This window comes from Sphingomonas sp. NFR04 (assembly GCF_900114095.1).
Taxonomy (GTDB): Bacteria; Pseudomonadota; Alphaproteobacteria; order Sphingomonadales; family Sphingomonadaceae; genus Sphingomonas.
The window spans coordinates 23,853-41,628 of sequence record NZ_FORV01000009.1 but is presented as its reverse complement, the minus strand read 5'-3'; the positions used below and the strand labels follow the sequence as shown (position 1 = coordinate 41,628).

The window sequence follows — 17,776 nt, the reverse complement described above, 5'->3', positions numbered from 1 at the left end:
GTTTTCGGAAAATCCGCGCCGGCTATTCTGCATCCAACCCAGCCGGACCCCGGCAGCAACAGGAGCCGCACCATGACCCTCACCGCCACCGCCACGCCGGGCAAGTCGCTGATCTCGCCGACCAACCACGCGCTCGTGCTGATCGACTTCCAGTCGCAGATGGCCTTCGCCACCAAGTCGATCGACGCGACGATCCTGCGCAACAATGCTGCACTGATCAGCCGCGGCGCGAAGTCGTTCGGAGTGCCGACGATCCTGACGACCGTCGCCGAGAAGAGCTTCTCCGGCCCCATGTTCAGCGAAGTGACCGATGCCTTCCCCGGCCAGGCGCTGCTCGACCGCACCTCGATGAACACCTGGGAAGACGCAGCGGTGATCGAGGAGGTCAATCGCATCGCCAAGCCGCGCATCGTGTTCGCCGGCCTGTGGACCAGCGTCTGCATCGTCGGCCCGGTCGCCTCGGCGATCGACCAGGGCTTCGAGGCCTATTTCATCGCCGATGCCTGCGGCGACGTCTCTGCGGAAGCGCATGAGCGCGCGGTGCAGCGGATGATTCAGCTCGGCGCCGTGCCGATGACCTCGCTCCAATATCTGCTCGAGCTGCAGCGCGACTGGGCGCGGGGCGAGACCTACGAGTCCACCACCGGCATCGCGAAGCAGTGGGGCGGCGCCTACGGCCTCGGCGTCACCTATGCCAAGACGATGTTCGGCGCCTCCGAAGGCCATTGATTTTCCCGACCCAAATTCCTGCCCCCAAACCTCAAGGAACATTCCCATGACCTCCACCGTAACCACCAAGGACGGCGTCTCGATCTTCTTCAAGGATTGGGGTCCCAAGGATGCCCAGCCGATCATGTTCCACCATGGCTGGCCGCTCTCGTCGGACGACTGGGACGCGCAGCTGATGTTCTTTCTGCAGCACGGCTTCCGCGTCGTCGCGCACGACCGCCGCGGCCATGGCCGTTCGGAGCAGGTGAGCGACGGCCACGACATGGACCATTATGCCGCCGACGCCGCGGCCGTCGCCGAGCATCTGAACCTGCGCAACGCGGTGCATATCGGCCACTCGACGGGCGGCGGCGAAGTCGCCCGCTATGTCGCCAAGTACGGCATTCCGCAGGGCCGCGTCGCCAAGGCGGTGCTGGTCGCGGCGGTCCCGCCGCTCATGCTGAAAACCGAAGCCTATCCGAACGGCCTGCCGCTCGAGGTGTTCGACGGCTTTCGCAAGGGCACGGCGGAGAACCGCGCGCAGTTCTTCCGCGATGTCGCCGCCGGCCCCTTCTACGGCTTCAACCGCGACGGCGCGAAGGTCTTTCCGGGCGTGATCGACAATTGGTGGCGCCAGGGAATGATGGGCAGCGCCAAGGCGCATGTCGATGGCATCAAGGCCTTCTCGGAAACCGACCAGACCGCCGACCTCAAGGCGATGACGGTGCCGACCCTCGTGCTTGCCGGCGATGACGACCAGGTAGTGCCGTATCACCAGGGCGCCGAGCTGCAGGCCAAGCTGCTGCCGAACCCGACGCTGAAGATCTACCCGGGCATGCCCCACGGCCTGCTCACCACCCATGCCGACGTGCTGAACCCCGACATCCTCGCCTTCGTGCGCGGCTGATCGAAGCGCGCCGAGGAGGATCTGCAGATGAAGCCCTATCTGATCTCGCTCGCCGTCGGTCTGCTGGTCGGCGTCATCTACAGCCTCCTCGGCGTGAAGTCGCCGGCGCCGCCCACCATCGCGCTGATCGGCCTGCTCGGCATGTTGCTGGGCGAGCAGGCGGTGCCGGTAGCGAAGCGGCTCTTCGCCGGCCACGACGTGGTGGCGTATCTCCGCACCGACTGCGCCGAGCAAGTCCTCGGCGTGCCGGCGAAGAAGCCCGACGATCAGGCATGAGCCCATCTAAGCCCCTCCCCTTCAGGGGAGGGGTTGGGGGTGGGGCATGACGGATCCGCCAGCCCCGTGCTCACCGATCATGCCCCACCCCAACCCCTCCCCTGAAGGGGAGGGGCTTTAAGAAAAAGAACCCGAAAGAAGGAAAACCCATGGCCGACCTGATCCTCGTCAACGCCCAGGTGACGACGCTCGACCGGGAGAACCCGGTGGCCGAGGCGATCGCGATCCGCGACGGCAAGTTCCTCGCGGTGGGCAGCGAAGCCGAGGTCCGTGCCGCCGCCGCGCCGGGCGCGCAGGTGATCGACGCGCATCGCCGCCGGGTGATTCCGGGGCTGATCGACAGCCACATGCACATCATCCGCGGCGGCCTGAACTATAACATGGAGCTGCGCTGGGACGGCGTGTCGAGCCTTGCCGACGCGATGGCGATGCTCAAGCGCCAGGTCGACAACACCCCCGCGCCGCAATGGGTGCGCGTGGTCGGCGGCTTCACCGAACACCAGTTCGCCGAGAAGCGGCTGCCGACGATCGACGAGCTCAACGCCGTCGCGCCCGACACGCCCGTCTTCATTCTCCACCTTTATGATCGCGCGCTGCTCAATGCCGCGGCGCTGCGGGTGGTGGGATACACCAAGGACACGCCGAACCCGCCGGGCGGGGAGATCGTCCGCGACGCCACGGGCAATCCCACCGGCCTGTTGCTCGCCCAGCCCAACGCGACGATCCTCTATTCGACGCTCGCCAAAGGCCCCAAGCTGCCCGAGGACTACCAGCTCAATTCCACCCGCCACTTCATGCGCGAAGTGAACGGCCTGGGCGTCACCGGCGTGATCGACGCGGGTGGCGGCTTCCAGAACTATCCCGACGATTACCGGATCATCGAGAAGCTGCATGCCGACGGCCAGCTGACCGTACGCATCAGCTACAACCTCTTCACCCAGAAGCCGAAGGAAGAGCTGGCCGATTTCGCCGGCTGGGTGAAGCAGGTGACGCCGGGGCAGGGCGACGACAGCTATCGCCACAATGGCGCGGGCGAGATGCTCGTCTACTCCGCCGCCGATTTCGAGGATTTCCGCGTCGCCCGTCCGGACATGCCGCCGACCATGGAAGGCGATCTCGAGCCGGTGATCCGCCTGCTCGCCGAGCATCGCTGGCCGTGGCGCCTCCACGCCACCTATGACGAGACGATCGGCCGTGCGCTCGACGTGTACGAGAAGGTCCATCGCGACATCCCGCTGACCGGCATCCACTGGTTCTTCGACCATGCCGAGACGATCAGCGACCGCAACATCGATCGCATTGCAGCGCTCGGCGGCGGCATCGCCGTGCAGCATCGGATGGCCTATCAGGGCGAGTATTTCGTCGAGCGCTACGGCGCCAAGGCCGCCGAGCGCACCCCGCCGATCGCCAAGATGCTCGCCGCCGGCCTGCCGGTGGGCGCGGGCACCGACGCGACGCGCGTGGCGAGCTACAACCCCTGGGTGTCGCTCAGCTGGCTGGTGACCGGCCGCACGGTGGGCGGGCTCAAGCTCTATCCGGGCGCCAACCGCGTCAGCCGTGAAAAGGCGCTGGCGATGTGGACGCACGAGAACACCTGGTTCTCGAACGAGGTCGGCAAGAAGGGGCAGATCAAGGCGGGCCAGCTCGCCGACCTGGCGGTGCTTTCGGCCGACTATTTCTCGGTGCCCGAGGACCAGATCGTCCATATCCGCTCGGTGCTGACGCTGCTCGGCGGGCAGGTGGTGCATGGCGACGGCGACTATGCCCCGCTTGCGCCCACGCTGCCGCGCCCGATGCCCGATTGGTCGCCCGTCGCGACGTTCGGCGGCTACCACAAGTCCCCGGAGGCGCGCGCCCAGCTCGCCTCGGCCTGTGCCTGCGACAGCGGCTGTTCGGTCCACGGTCACGACCATGCCGCCGCGCTCGGCGCGAACGTGCCCGCCGCCGATGTCCAGAGCTTCTGGGGTGCCCTCGGCTGCGGCTGCTGGGCAGTGTGATGCGGCGACCCGGCTCCCGATCCGCCCCCGGAGGAGCATCGGGTTGGATTGCCGCCCGGCAATCCAAGATCGTGCCGGGGGCACGATCGACCCGATGCTGGGGACCGCGCCGCGCAGCGGCGGGGTGGAGGGGTGTCCCGGCCGGCGACGGCGGGCTGCCCCACCAACGGGGACACCCCTCCGTCAGGCCTGCGGCCTGCCACCTCCCCTTGCAGGGGAGGATCTATTTTTCTTCGTCCTCCAGGAGTTTCGCCATGCGCCTCTTCCTCCTCGCCTCCGCCCTTGTCATCGCCACCCCGGCGCTCGCCCAGCAGACCGCTGATTATTCGGTCGGCCCGCAATACGACACCACGCACGTCTATGTGCCGGAAGACCAGTTCGACAGCTTCGTCACCAGCTTCCAGGCGACCTTCGGCGGCACGACCAGCAAGCAGGGCGTGTTCCAGGTGACGCCCACCACCAGCCTCACTAAGTCGCAGCTGGTGCTGACCCCGGCCGGCACCGTCTCGGTATTCGGGTTCAAGACGCCGATCCCGTTCCCCTTCGGCGACGAGCGCACCGGCTATCTGGTCACCGATATCGACGCCGCGGTGAAGGCCGCCGTGCAGCACGGCGCGGTGCGCCGACTGGTGACCTTCCCCGATCCGATCGGCCGCGATTCGGTGATCCAGTGGCCGGGCGGGGTGAACATGCAGATCTACTGGCACACCACCAAGCCCAGCTACGCGCCGCTGGAAACGGTACCCGAGAACCGCATCTACCTGACCGAGGATGTCGCCGATCGCTTCGTGAAGAGCTGGGTGGGCTATGCGCATGCCAAGGTAACCGCCGATGACCGCGCGGCGCCCGGCGCCGAGGTCGGCGAGCCCGGCAAGACGATCCGCCGCATCTCGATCACCAGCGGCTATGGCAAGATGGTGGTGTTCGTCACCGACGGTCTGCTGCCCTGGCCCTATGCCCGCGACATGACCGGCTATGCAGTGCCCGATCTCGACGCGACGCTCGCCAAGGCCAAGGCCGCCGGCGTCGAGACGCTGGTCCAGCCGGTGGCAGCGGCCGGCGGCCGCGCGGCAATCGTGCGCTTCCCCGGCGGCTATATTGCCGAGATCCACGGCCCTGCGGGCAAGTGACCGTGCAGACGCCCGACCCGCGCTTCGTCGACGCCCTTCTCGACTGGCGGCCGACCTGGTTCCTCGCCCGGCTGCTGCTGGTCGGCGCCTATCTGCTGGGCGGGTTGGTCAAGCTCGTCGACTGGCAGGGCGCAGTGGCGGAGCAGGCGCATTTCGGGATGCACCCGCCCGCGCTCTGGGCGGCGCTGACGATCGCGGTGGAGCTGGTCGGGCCGGTGCTGATCCTCACCGGCCGCTGGATCTGGCTGGGGGCGGGGATGCTGGGGGTGTTTACCTTGCTCGCCGCCTTCACCGCCAACGCCTTCTGGACGATGCCGCCGGGCGCCGAGCGGTTCGGCGCGACCAACGCCTTCTTCGAGCATCTCGGCCTGATCGGCGGTTTCGTCCTCGCGGCGCTGGTGGCGGAGCAGGCGAAGCGACGTGGCTAGCCTCGCCGCGGCGGTGGTGCTGGTGGCGCAGATCCAGCCCGACGCCGCCACGCTCGAAATCGTAATCCCCGCGAAGGCGGGGATCCATTCGCCTGTACGTTCGGGGCTAGAGCCGAAGCGTCAGCCCCAATGGATCCCCGCCTCCGCGGGGATGACGGTTGTGGGGGAGGGCCAGACTGCATCCACCCCCATCCACGAACCCTGGCAGGCGCCGACCCTCAGCATCACTCGCTATGACGAGGACTGGTCCGACCTCGCCGATGCCGAAAAGCGCGCGCACCACTGGACCGGCCCGTTCAAATACATCCCGTTGGGCGGCGAGGCATGGCTCTCCACCGGCGTCGAAGTCCGACTGCGCAGCGAATCCTTCGCCAACAACAGCCTCGGCAACGCGGCCTCGCCCGACGACGCGTATCTCTGGACGCGCGTGCTGCCCTATGCCGATCTCCATGTCGGCCGCGTCCGCGCCTTTGCCCAGCCGATCCTCGCCTATGCCGCCGGTGTCCGCCCCGCCGCCGGCCCAGTCGACCAGACGCGGACCGACCTGCTCCAGGGCTTCGCGGAAGTCGATCTCGGCGCGGTCATCCTGCGCGGCGGGCGGCAGATGCTGTCGCTCGGCACCGAGCGGCTGATCGGCACCCGCTACGGCCCCAATGTGCCGCTGGCGTTCGACGGCGTGCGCGGGATCGTGGCGGTAGGGCGGGCGAAGATCAGCCTGCTGGCCGTCGCGCCGGTGGCACCCCGGCTCGGCACCTTCGACGACCGCACCTCGCCGACCAAGCGGCTCTGGGGCGCCTATGCGGTGCTGCCGGGGCTCGACCTCTATTATCTCGGCTATCGCAACCGCGCGGCGCAGTTCGGCGACCGCACCGGCCGCGAGCTGCGGCACAGTTTCGGCGCGCGCGTCTACGGCGCCCGCGACAACTGGCACTGGAATGTCGAGGGCGTCGCCCAGTTGGGCCGCTTCGCCGACGGCCCGATCGCCGCCTGGACGCTCGGCACCGAGCTCGGCCGCACGCTGCCCGGCCTGCCCTTCGCGCCCGACGCAGTGCTGCGCTTCAACGTGATCAGCGGCGACGGCCATGCCGGCGACCGCCGGCTCGGCACGTTCAATGCGTTGTTCCCCAAGGGCAAATATTTCGGCGAGCTGTCGCCCGTGGGCCCCTACAACCTGATCAACCTCAACCCGCGGATCGCCGGCACGCTGGGCGGCGGCGTCTCCGCCAGCATCGCCGGCAGCGCCTATTGGCGCTACAGCACGGCGGACGGCGTGTACGACATCCCTGGCAATCTGCTCCGCGCGCCCGGCACCAGCCGCGCCCGCTTCATCGGCAAGCAGATCGAAGGCGCGATCGCCTGGCAGGCGACCGCCGAGCTCGAGCTTTCCGCCTCGCTTTCCTTCTTCCAGGCCGGGCGCTTCCTGCGCGAAACCGGTGCGCCCCGCCCGATCCGGATGCTCGGCCTGGAAAGCAACTTCCGATTCTGAGGATCCCCGCCATGGCCGACCCCAAGACCGCAACTTCCCCGCTTCCGCCGCTGCTCCTGCTGCTCTCCGTAACCACGGGCCTTGTCGACGCGGTGAGCGTGCTCGGGCTCGGCAAGGTGTTCACCGCGAACATGACCGGGAACATCGTGTTCCTCGGCTTCGCGGCGGCGGGCACGCCGGGCTTCACCATCGCGCCCTATATCGTTGCGCTTGCCTCGTTCCTGGTCGGCGCGCTGGTGGCGGGCAAGGTGGGGTCACATCTCGCCGGGCAGCCGCTGCGGCGCTGGCTGGTGCTGGCAGCGCTGACCGAGGCGGTACTGTTTGGCCTCGCCGCGGGGGTCGCGGCCTGGGCCGGGGCGATGGGCATCCTGCCCGAGACCTGCGTTTTCGCGATCATCGCCCTGACCGCGATCGCGATGGGCTTTCGCAACGCGACGATCCGCCAGCTCAAGGTGCCCGATCTCACCACGACCGTGCTGACGCTGACGCTCACCGGCATCGCCGCCGATTCGCACCTCGCGGGCGGCCGAAACCCCAATATCGGGCGGCGGCTTGCGGCGGTGGTGGCGATCCTGTTCGGCGCCTTCCTCGGCGCGATCCTCGTCAACCGCTATGGCCTGGCGATTCCGCTGGTGGTGGCGGGGCTTACCGTGCTGGTCGGCACGCTCGCCTGCGTCCGCCATCCCGTTGCCGCCGAGCCGTTGCGGCCCTGATCGCCCGCACCCCTTTGACAGTCCGGCGATCGCTCCCTATCGGCCAGCCATGACGCTCCAGCACACCGACTCCATCCTGATCGTCGATTTCGGCAGCCAGGTGACCCAGCTGATCGCCCGCCGCGTTCGCGAAGCCGGGGTCTATTCCGAGATCGCCCCCTTCACCACCGCCGCAGAGGCCTTTGCCCGGATGCAGCCCAAGGGCATCATCCTCTCCGGCTCGCCCGCCTCGGTGCTCGACGAGGGGTCCCCGCGCGTGCCGCAGGAGATCTTCGACAGCGGCCTGCCGGTGCTCGGCATCTGCTATGGCGAGCAGGTGATGATGCACCAGCTGGGCGGCCAGGTGGTGCAGGGCGACAGCGGCGAGTTCGGCCGCGCCTTCATCGAGATTGCCGATGGCTGCGCGCTGTTCGACGGCCTGTGGCAGACCGGCGAAAGCCATCAGGTGTGGATGAGCCACGGCGACAAGGTGGCGGCACTCGCCCCCGGCTTCCGCCCGGTCGCGGCGAGCCCTGGCGCCCCCTATGCGGTGATCGCCAATGACGAGCGTCGTTATTATGCGATGCAGTTCCACCCGGAAGTGGTCCACACCCCCGATGGCGCCAAGCTGCTGGCGAACTTCGTGCGCCATGTCTGCGGCCTGTCGGGCGACTGGACCATGGCCGAGTTCCGCGCCGCCAAGATCGCCGAGATCCGCGCGCAGGTGGGCGACGGTAAGGTGATCTGCGGCTTGTCGGGCGGCGTCGATTCCGCGGTGGCTGCGGTGCTGATCCACGAGGCGATCGGCGACCAGCTGACCTGCGTGTTCGTCGACCATGGCCTGATGCGGGCAGGGGAGGCCGACCAGGTCGTCACCATGTTCCGCGAGCATTACCACATCCCGCTCGTCCATGTGGACGCGGAGGAACTGTTCCTCGGCGGCCTCGCCGGCGTCACCGACCCCGAGGCGAAGCGCAAGTTCATCGGCAAGACCTTCATCGACGTGTTCGAGGCCGAGGCGAAGAAGATCGGCGGCGCCGATTTCCTGGCGCAGGGCACGCTCTATCCGGACGTGATCGAGAGCGTCAGCTTCACCGGCGGTCCGTCGGTGACGATCAAGAGCCACCACAATGTCGGCGGGCTGCCCGCGCGGATGAACATGCAGCTGGTCGAGCCGCTGCGCGAGCTGTTCAAGGACGAGGTCCGCGCGCTCGGCCGCGAGCTGGGCCTGCCGGACGTGTTCGTCGGCCGCCACCCCTTCCCCGGGCCGGGCCTGGCGATCCGCATCCCGGGCGAGGTCACCAAGGAGCGCTGCGACATCCTGCGCAAGGCCGACGCGATCTATCTGGAGGAGATCCGCAACGCGGGCCTCTACGACACGATCTGGCAGGCCTTCGCGGTGCTCACCCCGGTGCGCAGCGTTGGGGTGATGGGCGATGGCCGCACCTATGACAGCGTGCTGGCGCTGCGCGCGGTGACCTCGATCGACGGCATGACCGCCGAGGCGTTCGAATTCCCCGGCGGCTTCCTGCCGCGCGTGGCGACCCGTATCGTCAACGAGGTGCGGGGCGTGAATCGGGTGACCTACGACTATACGAGCAAGCCGCCGGGCACGATCGAGTGGGAATGATCCTGCGTCCGGCATGAGCCGGCATCGAGAGGCAATAAGACACGGAAAAGCCCGCAGAAATGCGGGCTTTTTTGCGCTGGGGCCATGTCGTGTCGGGCACTGTCTGGCAGCGGCAAGCACGTATTTTGAATGGCACGATTAATGGTATGCGAACCGCTGAGAGGCTAGCAAGGGCATCGATACCATGTCCGCGTCAATGTGCACGCATGGTATTGAAAATTGCTAAACATCTGAGTTGTAAGCTGAATATGGTCAAAAATCTGGGGTCTGGGAGCATGGTATTTTTCGGCGGGATGGGGCGGTTCGAATGCTGACCGATACCAAGCTGCGGAATCTGAAGCCCAAGGAGAAGCTCTACAAGGTGAACGACCGGGACGGGCTGTACGTGGCGGTCACGCCGGCAGGCTCGATCTCGTTCCGCTACAACTACGCGATCAACGGTCGCCAGGAGACGATCACGTTCGGCCGGTATGGCGTTGGTGGAATCACGCTGGCCGAGGCGCGCGAGCAGCTCAACGAAGCCAAGAAGATGGTCGCGGCGGGGAAATCGCCAGCGAAGGAAAAGGCGAGGAACAAGGCCCGTATCAAGGATGCGGACACGTTCGAGGCTTGGGCCGACAAATGGCTCCGCGGCTATCAGATGGCGGAGTCCACGCGCGACATGCGCCGTGCCATCTTCGAGCGCGAGCTCAAGGCGAAGTTCGGCAATCAGAAGCTGCCCGAGATCACCCATGAAGATCTGCGCGCGCTGACCGATGCCATTGTCGAGCGCGGCGCGCCGGCGACGGCCGTTCACGCCCGCGAGGTGGTTTTCCAGGTATTCCGCTGGGCGATCGAGCGGGGCCAGAAGGTAGAGAACCCGGCGGAGCTGGTCCGTCCCACCACGATCGCCCGTTTCGAGCCGAGGGACAGGGCGCTGACGCCCGAAGAGATCGGGCTCATGTACCAGTACATCGAGCGGATCGGCACCAGTCCCTCTATCCGGGCCGCGGCCAAGCTCCTGCTGCTCACCATGGTCCGCAAGAGCGAGTTGACCAACGCCAAGTGGAGCGAGATCAATTTCAGCGAGGCGCTCTGGACCATCCCCAAGGAGCGCATGAAGCGGCGCAATCCGCACCTCGTTTTCCTGTCGCGGCAGGCGCTGGATATCTTCATCGCGCTCAAAACCTTCGCTGGAGGATCGGAATACGTTCTACCGTCGCGGTACGATTCTGACCTGCCGATGAGCAGTGCGACGCTCAACCAGGTGCTGACGCTGACCTATCGATTGGCGCAGAAGGACGGCAGGCCGCTCGCCAAGTTCGGGCCGCATGATCTGCGGCGCACCGCCAGCACGCTGCTGCATGAAGCGGGGTACAACACCGACTGGATCGAGAAGTGCCTGGCGCACGAGCAGCGTGGCGTGCGCGCGGTTTACAACAAGGCTGAGTACCGCGAGCAGCGAACCGAAATGTTGCAGGATTGGGCGAACATGATCGAAGGTGGGTCAGCGATAAATGCGGTTCAATTTAGCAGAGAGGTGGGCGCCGATTATCTAATCGTTTGGAAAGTAGGAAGGGTCTATAGATTTCTTTAACTTCGAAACGGCTTGCCGAGATATCCCTAGGTGGGCGGCGATCTGAGATTGATTTTTTCCCAGATAATGAAGTCCGCATATAATCTTCTTCTGGTCGGTCATGGCTTGGTCGACGAGGTGCCTCGCGTGGTTTCGGAGCGTTCGATAATTTCGAACGTCGATTCCTTGTAGTTTCACATATCGTCGCAAGAAAACGTCGATTATATCTTCGTCATCGATCCAGGTCTCCCTAAGTGGGTCTCCTGTTGTCATGTGCAATCTTGACATCTCAATTTCAAATGCCTGCGTACTCCGGAGAGCTCGTCGATAGATCGCATTAATCTTGCCATCGGTCATCCGTGGTGTGTGCTTCGAGCAGTACCAATTGCTTAATCTTAGTTTGTCCTCTGGATCATCGTCCTTCAAGGATTCGTCTCCAGCGGAGAACGCCTTATATTCAGCGGGCTCGCCACAAAATTTGCACTCTCCGGATCGACGGTTAGTACTTAAGAAGCTATTGCCAACCGTTCGGGGCTTAAGGGCTGTGAAGCAACCGTCATTTAGTACATACAATATGTTTTCCACGGTGGCATATAGGGCTTGTGGATCAGAATCCAGCGTATGCCACATCTTTGTTAGTCGTCTCGTGAAACTTCGTTGAAGTTCATACGCGTTCTGAAGGCCAAATTTTCGGATGAATTTGCTCAACGAGCCAGACGTATACCATGAAAGATGCTGTCTAAGGTTAGGTTCAATAGAGGCCTCAAACCGCTTTATAGCGGGATCTAGGTACAGCTCTATCAAGCGAATCTTTGTGCCCGCTCTCGATCTTCGGCGGATCCTCTGATCTACGCGCGCGATAGCTCGAGCGATGTCCGCGTCGCACTGGGGAGGTGGGAGTGAGGCAGGCCCCATGTCAACCAAATTGACAACATTTTTCGCAGAAGCAACCTGAACTGGCAGGTACCGTCCGGCACGAGTGAAGATGTGACCGGCAAAAGGCGAGCTATGGTACCCCTCTCGGGCAAGATCCTGATCGATCGTAAAAAGTTGCACACGATGATCCCGCTCTCGGAGCGGACCATTTTTTTTCAATATGGAACAGCGCGGCGAGTTTCCTCGGCGCATAGCCCTTACGAGCAGAAACGTCGCGTGGGTGTTGGGCGAGGTTGAGGAATGGATTGAAGCGCGCAGGTCCGCTGGTTTTCGAGCTGCGCGTCCGGGTGTAGAAGCGTAGCGCACCACGCAGACGCTCGTCGTAGATCTCGTCGTGAAAACGCACCCCGTTCGAGGTGGTGAGCGCCTGCAGCGCTACTCGGAGCCAAAGAAGGTCGGCCATTTCTTGCCGATCCTCGAGCCGAAAAATGACGCGGGCGTAAGTCGAGCCTGTTCGCTACCCCCGCTGAACGGCTTACGCTGGAAGGACCAGCGGCAATTTATGGAGCAGCCGTACTCTCTGTGCAGAAGAGAAAGCGCGTGCGTCCCATACAGTTCGAAAGTCCTGATGGATCAAATTCCGTAAGGATTGAAGGAATACCAACCTTTGGAATAGCGACAATTTGGGATGCGGACATCCTGATATGGGCTGCCTCTATGCTGAACGATGCGCGCGAAAGGGGGCAGGGTGTAGTGTCCCCAATGCTCAGCACGACGCCCTATGAGCTGTTGAAAGCGCTAGGTAGGGGGACCGGCGGAAAGGCCTATCGTGAGTTGCAGGCGGCCTTGGTGCGCCTCCAGTCCACCTCAATCTTCTTGTCCGCTCGCGCATCAGATCGGCTTGTGAAGATTGGCTTCAACTGGATCGACGAATGGCGCGTGGAAGAAGATCCCGGTAGCGGTCGGCCGCTCGGCGTAGCAATCACGCTGTCCGATCGCGTTTTCCAAAGCATACTGGCTGAGAAGTCCTTGTTGACGCTGGATCCCGCCTACCTTGAGCTCTCCGGCGGCATCGAACTTGCGTTGTACCGGGTCATTCGCAAACACGCTGGGTTGCAGCGGGGTGGCTGGATCTGTCGTCTCGAGCTACTCCGCCAGAAAATCGGCAGCGAAAGCTCGGCCAAGGAATTCGGCCGAATGATCCGCGAGATCGTGCAGGCTGATCAACTCCCTGGGTATCAAGTTGAACTGGTTTGTACGGCTAGCGGCCAACCGGCTTTGCAGTGCCGTCTACGAGGGCAGGCGGAGCACGACGCAGCTGTCGCCATCAAGCAAGAGCACCACGAACGGAGTCTCCGCATCGCGGAGCGCCAGCGTCACATGGATCGCATGGATCGTGCGATGGAGGCTAGAGGCCGGTGATGCCGGTTAAGCCACCTGCAGAATCGGAGCTTGCTTCATCCAAATCGGTCAAGTGACTTAGCTGACATCATTGGAGCGGCAAGCCGCGCCGCGGCAAGAGTATCGTGGTTTGACCCACCCGCGTATCGTGGTTTCACCCACCCGGATATCGTGGTTTCACCCACCCGGATATCGTGGTTTCACCCACCCACTCACGTGGTATCGCACACCGCTGAACGTGCTAAGGTACTGACAGAATAAGAGAATATAGGCAAAAAATACGGCTTAACTCTTTAACAGGTCTCTTAACAGATCTTTTAACCGGTGAGATGACGCGTACGAACTGCGCATTTTGAGTTTTTGAACCTGTCGTGGTGTCGGGCGCTCCAGTGCTCGGTCGCGCGGAGGGTTTGTCGAGCCGAGAGCAACGTTGAGCCCACCTCCCGATCAAAGCGTCGGTTGCGGCTCGATCTCTTGAGTGGCCGACGGGTATGCAAAACTCCGCAATTGTTCGCAAAGGTATGCAACCCGCTGACCAAGCCGAGGCTTTTTTTGGCGTAAACTATGCAAAACTGTGCACATCTCCGCAAATCTGTGCAACTTGCCTCTCGCAAACCCGAGAGTGGCTTCTGATTGCGGACTTTTGCATCGAAAGGGACGGCAAGATATGTGTTGTAGGCCTACACGAAGCGTGCAGACCCACAACACAGGCCTTACTCGCTTTTAGCTCGACGTTGATCTTGCTCTGCGAGGCTGGCAGTCGCTACCGCAACACGTATAACCGCAGCCCTCTGCACCGCTTCTGCACAAATTCTCGGCCGAAGCTCCTCATCGCCAGCGCAAGCGATGGATTAGCATCGCATATCCACGCCGCTCCTGTGCAAGAGGGAGCAACACGTGCGGTTCAGTTTCGTCCGCAAGGCCGGTGCGGCCTTGGCCCTGATCATCCTGTTCGACAGGCTTTTCGCTGACAGCTTCGGCGGGGCAGGAGTCGGTGTGTTCGCCGGCGCCTGGCTGCTCGCAATCATCGCCACCCGACCGGACATCGGCAGGGCGCGATCCGTCTGGCCGGCGCTCGCGTTGGCGGCGCTTTTCGCCGTATCGCTGTTCGACGAGCCGGGGGTGTTGGCCTTGTCGATGTTCTGGTGCGCGATCGCGTTCGCTGCGCTGGCGCCCAGAGTCGGGAGTTTCGACAGTGCCTGGCATTGGGGTGTCCGCCTGTTCCTCCATGGGGCTACCGGCTTTCTGCGGCCCTTCAAGGACTTGCGTCGCATTGCCAAGCAACGACGTGGTGTAGGCGCTTCTCCGCGCCTGCTGGCGACTACGCTGGCCCTGCCGCTGCTCGGCGGCATCGTCTTCCTGATTCTCTTCGCGGCGGCGAACCCGCTGATCGCGCACGCCTTCGCCTCCATCCAGCTGCCCAGCCTGTGGCAGCTGGCGCTGTGGACCTTCGTCGCCTGCTGCGTCTGGCCGATGCTGCGTCCCGGCACGCTCGCGCTGCGCGTCGCACGACGCGTGCCGGATCTGGAGCCGATCCTTCCCGGCACGTCGCTGCCGTCGGTGCTGATCGCGCTCGCGCTCTTCAACCTGATCTTCGCGCTCCAGAACGCCCTCGACATCGCCTTTCTGTGGGGTGGGGGCGCGTTGCCCGATGGCATGACGCGGACGGACTATGTGCACCGCGGCGCCTATCCGCTAATCGTCACGGCTCTGATCGCCGGCGCGATGGCGCTGGCCATGCTGCGGCCGGGCAGCGCAAGCGAGCGCGATCCCTGGGCGCGGCGCATGGTAGCCCTGTGGGTCGGGCAGAACCTGGTGCTCGTCGCCTCCAGCGCGCTTCGGACGGTGCAGTATATCCAGGAATCGATGCTCACCTCCTGGCGGATTGCGGCGCTGCTGTGGATGGCGCTGGTTGCGCTCGGCCTGGTGCTGATCTGCTGGCGCATTCTCCGCGGGCGTAGTGCGTGCTGGCTGATCAACTCCAACGCGCTGGCTGCCGGTGCCATGCTGACTGCCTGCTGCTTCGTCGACATCGAAGCGATTGCCGCCCGTTGGAACGTACAGGCCGCCGACCCGGCGAAGATTGACCTCTGCTACCTGCACAGGGGCGGGGACAGCGCCCTGCTGCCGCTGCTCGCGCTGGAACGTCGGCCGATGGACGCCGAGACGCTGGACCGCGTGCGCTATGTGCGGGCCGATCTGCTCCGGGATCTCGAGACGCGGCAGGCAGATGGGCGGTACTGGACATGGCATGGCGCGCGCCGCCTTGCAGCGGCTCGGGCGATCGTCGGATCTGGTGCGCCGCGCCCGCTGCCTGCCAATTACAGCCGGGACTGGTGCGACGGCAGCATCACTCCCCCGCAAGTCCAATCTTGACGGGGGAGGCGCGCGCCATGATCCAGTTCCCCATGCCCCGTACGATCCTGGTCGCGGACGATGATCCGCACATCCGCCAGTTGCTGGTGTTCGCGCTCGCCAAGGCCGGGCTAGATGCGATCGAGGCGGAGGATGGCGAGGCGGCGCTGGCCGCGGTCGCGTCCCACGCGCCGGACCTGATCGTGCTCGACATCAACATGCCGCGCATGGACGGGATCGAGGTGTGCCGGCGGCTGCGCGCTGGCGGCGATCTGCCGATCCTGTTCCTGTCAAGCCGGGACGACGAGATCGATCGCGTCCTCGGCATCGAGCTTGGTGCCGACGACTATGTCGTGAAGCCTTTCTCGCCGCGCGAGGTGGTGGCGCGGGTAATGGCGATCCTGCGGCGGGTGGGCAGCCGTCCGCCGGACGTCGCGGCGGCCGCCGGGCCGCTCCAGCACGGACGGCTGACGCTCGATCCCGATGGTTGGCAGGCAAGCTGGGCGGGGGCTCCGGTGCCGCTCACCGTCACCGAGTTCGGCATCCTGCGCACGCTGGCGGCGATGCCCTCCAAGGTGTTCAGCCGCGATGCGATCATCGATCGGCTGCACGGGCCGGGCTTCGCCATAACCGATCGCACGATCGACAGCCATATCCGCAACCTGCGGGGCAAGTTCGCGCGGATCGGCGCGGAGGACGTGATCGAGACCCGCGCCGGGATCGGCTATCGGCTCGGCACCTGCGGGGCGGGATGATCGCGCGGTTCAAGGCGGTCGTGCGGCGCCATTGGCCGCGCCTGCGGCTTCGCACGATCCTGCTGCTAACCTTCGTGTTCGTGGCGGCCTTGCCGGGCTTAGGCGCGCTCTTTTTGCGGGTCTATGAGAACAGCTTGCTGCGCCAGACCGAAGCCGCGCTGATCGCGCAGAGCGCGGCGCTGGCAGCGGCGGGCGCTGCCGAGTGGCCGGGTGGGCACGGGATGCCGGCGAGCATGGGCGCCATGCCCAGCGCGTCCACTCTCGACCTGCGCCTGACCACGGTCCTTCCTGAGCGCCCGGCAGCCGTCTTCCGACAAGGTTCGACCGATCCCGAGACGCGTGCTTGGGCAACGCGCTTGGCCCCTGTCCTCCGTGCGACGGCAAACACGACGCTGGCGTCGATCCAGTTACTCGATCCGCAAGGGCGCATTCTTGCAGGCGGCGATACCTGCCTGGCCTATGGCGCGATGCCGGAACTGCAGGCGGCGCTGGCCGGTCGCGCGGTGACGACCCTTCGCCGCAATGGCGCCTATCGCCCGCATTACGTGCTCGAGTGGCTGAGCCGCGCCTCCGACCTGCGCCTCCACCACGCCCGGCCGATCGTCGTCGATGGCCGAGTGGTCGGCGTGCTGCTGCTCGCACGCTCGCCGCGCGCGTTGTTCGTCGGCATCTACGAGGATCGCGGCAAGATCCTGTTCGGCATCGTCGTGATCTTCGCCACGCTGGTGGTGCTGAGCGGCTTGCTTTCGCGCGGCATCGTTCGGCCGGTGGAAGCACTAGGGGAGGCGACCCGGGCGGTTGCCAAGGGGGGCGGCACCGTGCCGGAGGCGCCCACCACCGCCGCGATCGAGATCCAGGCGCTGTACCACGACTTCGGGAGCATGGCCGAGGCGATCGAACGGCGCTCGCGCTATCTGCGCGACTTCGCCCATGCGGTCAGCCATGAATTCAAGACGCCACTGGCGGGCATCCGCGGCGCGGTAGAGCTGCTGCAGGATCATGGCGACATGGCCCCCGCGGATCGCGAGCGCTTCCTCGCCAACATCGCTGGCGATGCCGCCCGGCTCAATCTGCTCGTCAGCCGATTGCTCGATCTGGCCCGTGCAGACATGGCGACGGCAGAGGAGGGGGCGCGGACCGATGTGCTCCAGGTGATGCTCTGCATCGCTGACGCCTACGGGCACGAGGGCGCTGCGCTCGCTGTCCACATTTCGGAGCACCCTGTGCCGCTCGTCGCGATGCCCTCCAACGTGCTGGAGGCGGTGCTGGTGGGGCTGATCGAAAACAGTAAGCAGGCAGGCGCCACGCAGGTGACGCTCGCAGCCCAATCAGCGACCGCAGGTGTCACTGTAACCGTAGCGGACGATGGGCCAGGGGTGCCTCTGGGGGACCGCCACCGCATCTTCGAGCCGTTCTTCACCACGCGTCGCTCGGATGGTGGTACCGGGCTTGGCCTCCCAATCCTGCGCTCGCTCCTCGGCGCCAACCGGGGGGAGATCGATTTGTATTCGTCGTCCGCAGAGGGCGCCTCTTTTAAGATTTCGCTCCCGATTGGATTGTGAGGGCTTCGACCTGCCAGC

13 protein-coding genes and 2 pseudogenes are annotated in these 17,776 nt (G+C 65.0%); all 15 read left to right on the top strand.

Going from position 1 to position 17,776, the window contains the following annotated elements:
- Positions 1-72 precede the first annotated feature (72 nt).
- The 15 genes and pseudogenes from BM009_RS20185 to BM009_RS20115 all read left to right on the top strand — a co-directional run bounded on the left by BM009_RS20185 (position 73) and on the right by BM009_RS20115 (position 17,758).
- Positions 73-729 carry a hydrolase gene (locus BM009_RS20185; protein WP_093298935.1) on the top strand — a complete coding sequence of 219 codons (657 nt, stop codon included), beginning with the start codon at positions 73-75 and terminating at the stop codon, positions 727-729.
- A gap of 46 nt (positions 730-775) precedes the next feature.
- A complete protein-coding gene (locus BM009_RS20180) occupies positions 776-1,615 on the top strand; it encodes an alpha/beta fold hydrolase (RefSeq protein WP_093298933.1) in 840 nt (279 codons plus the stop codon).
- A 27-nt stretch (positions 1,616-1,642) separates the two neighbouring features.
- A complete protein-coding gene (locus tag BM009_RS20175) occupies positions 1,643-1,891 on the top strand; it encodes a DUF1427 family protein (RefSeq protein WP_093298932.1) in 249 nt (82 codons plus the stop codon).
- Positions 1,892-2,040: 149 nt separating this feature from the next.
- Positions 2,041-3,888: an amidohydrolase gene (locus tag BM009_RS20170; protein ID WP_093298930.1), complete on the top strand. Its 1,848-nt coding sequence runs from the start codon at positions 2,041-2,043 to the stop codon at positions 3,886-3,888.
- A 254-nt stretch (positions 3,889-4,142) separates the two neighbouring features.
- A complete protein-coding gene (locus BM009_RS20165; RefSeq protein WP_093298929.1) occupies positions 4,143-5,018 on the top strand; it encodes a VOC family protein in 876 nt (291 codons plus the stop codon).
- A complete protein-coding gene (locus BM009_RS20160) occupies positions 5,015-5,446 on the top strand; it encodes a DoxX family protein (protein WP_093298927.1) in 432 nt (143 codons plus the stop codon). The genes BM009_RS20165 and BM009_RS20160 overlap by 4 nt, the downstream gene beginning before the upstream one ends.
- A gap of 151 nt (positions 5,447-5,597) precedes the next feature.
- Positions 5,598-6,932 carry an alginate export family protein gene (locus BM009_RS20155; RefSeq protein WP_093299247.1) on the top strand — a complete coding sequence of 445 codons (1,335 nt, stop codon included), beginning with the start codon at positions 5,598-5,600 and terminating at the stop codon, positions 6,930-6,932.
- Positions 6,933-6,943: 11 nt separating this feature from the next.
- Positions 6,944-7,645, top strand: coding sequence for a YoaK family protein (locus BM009_RS20150; RefSeq protein WP_093298925.1), 702 nt, complete (start codon positions 6,944-6,946; stop codon positions 7,643-7,645).
- Positions 7,646-7,694: 49 nt separating this feature from the next.
- A complete protein-coding gene (guaA, locus tag BM009_RS20145; RefSeq protein WP_093298923.1) occupies positions 7,695-9,254 on the top strand; it encodes a glutamine-hydrolyzing GMP synthase in 1,560 nt (519 codons plus the stop codon).
- A gap of 307 nt (positions 9,255-9,561) precedes the next feature.
- Positions 9,562-10,734, top strand: a pseudogene (locus BM009_RS20140) (tyrosine-type recombinase/integrase); the annotation flags it as partial.
- A gap of 1,083 nt (positions 10,735-11,817) precedes the next feature.
- A pseudogene (locus BM009_RS20135) lies at positions 11,818-12,046 on the top strand (helix-turn-helix transcriptional regulator).
- Between the two features lie 221 nt (positions 12,047-12,267).
- A complete protein-coding gene (locus tag BM009_RS20130) occupies positions 12,268-13,107 on the top strand; it encodes a replication initiator protein A (RefSeq protein WP_368085948.1) in 840 nt (279 codons plus the stop codon).
- A gap of 876 nt (positions 13,108-13,983) precedes the next feature.
- Positions 13,984-15,462: a DUF4153 domain-containing protein gene (locus BM009_RS20125; RefSeq protein ID WP_093298920.1), complete on the top strand. Its 1,479-nt coding sequence runs from the start codon at positions 13,984-13,986 to the stop codon at positions 15,460-15,462.
- A gap of 17 nt (positions 15,463-15,479) precedes the next feature.
- The gene (locus BM009_RS20120; RefSeq protein ID WP_093298919.1) at positions 15,480-16,196 is read left to right on the top strand and encodes a response regulator transcription factor; all 717 of its coding nucleotides are present in this window, start codon (positions 15,480-15,482) and stop codon (positions 16,194-16,196) included.
- Complete coding sequence (locus BM009_RS20115; RefSeq protein ID WP_093298917.1) at positions 16,193-17,758, top strand: sensor histidine kinase; 1,566 nt, start codon at positions 16,193-16,195, stop codon at positions 17,756-17,758. The genes BM009_RS20120 and BM009_RS20115 overlap by 4 nt, the downstream gene beginning before the upstream one ends.
- Positions 17,759-17,776: the final 18 nt, after the last annotated feature.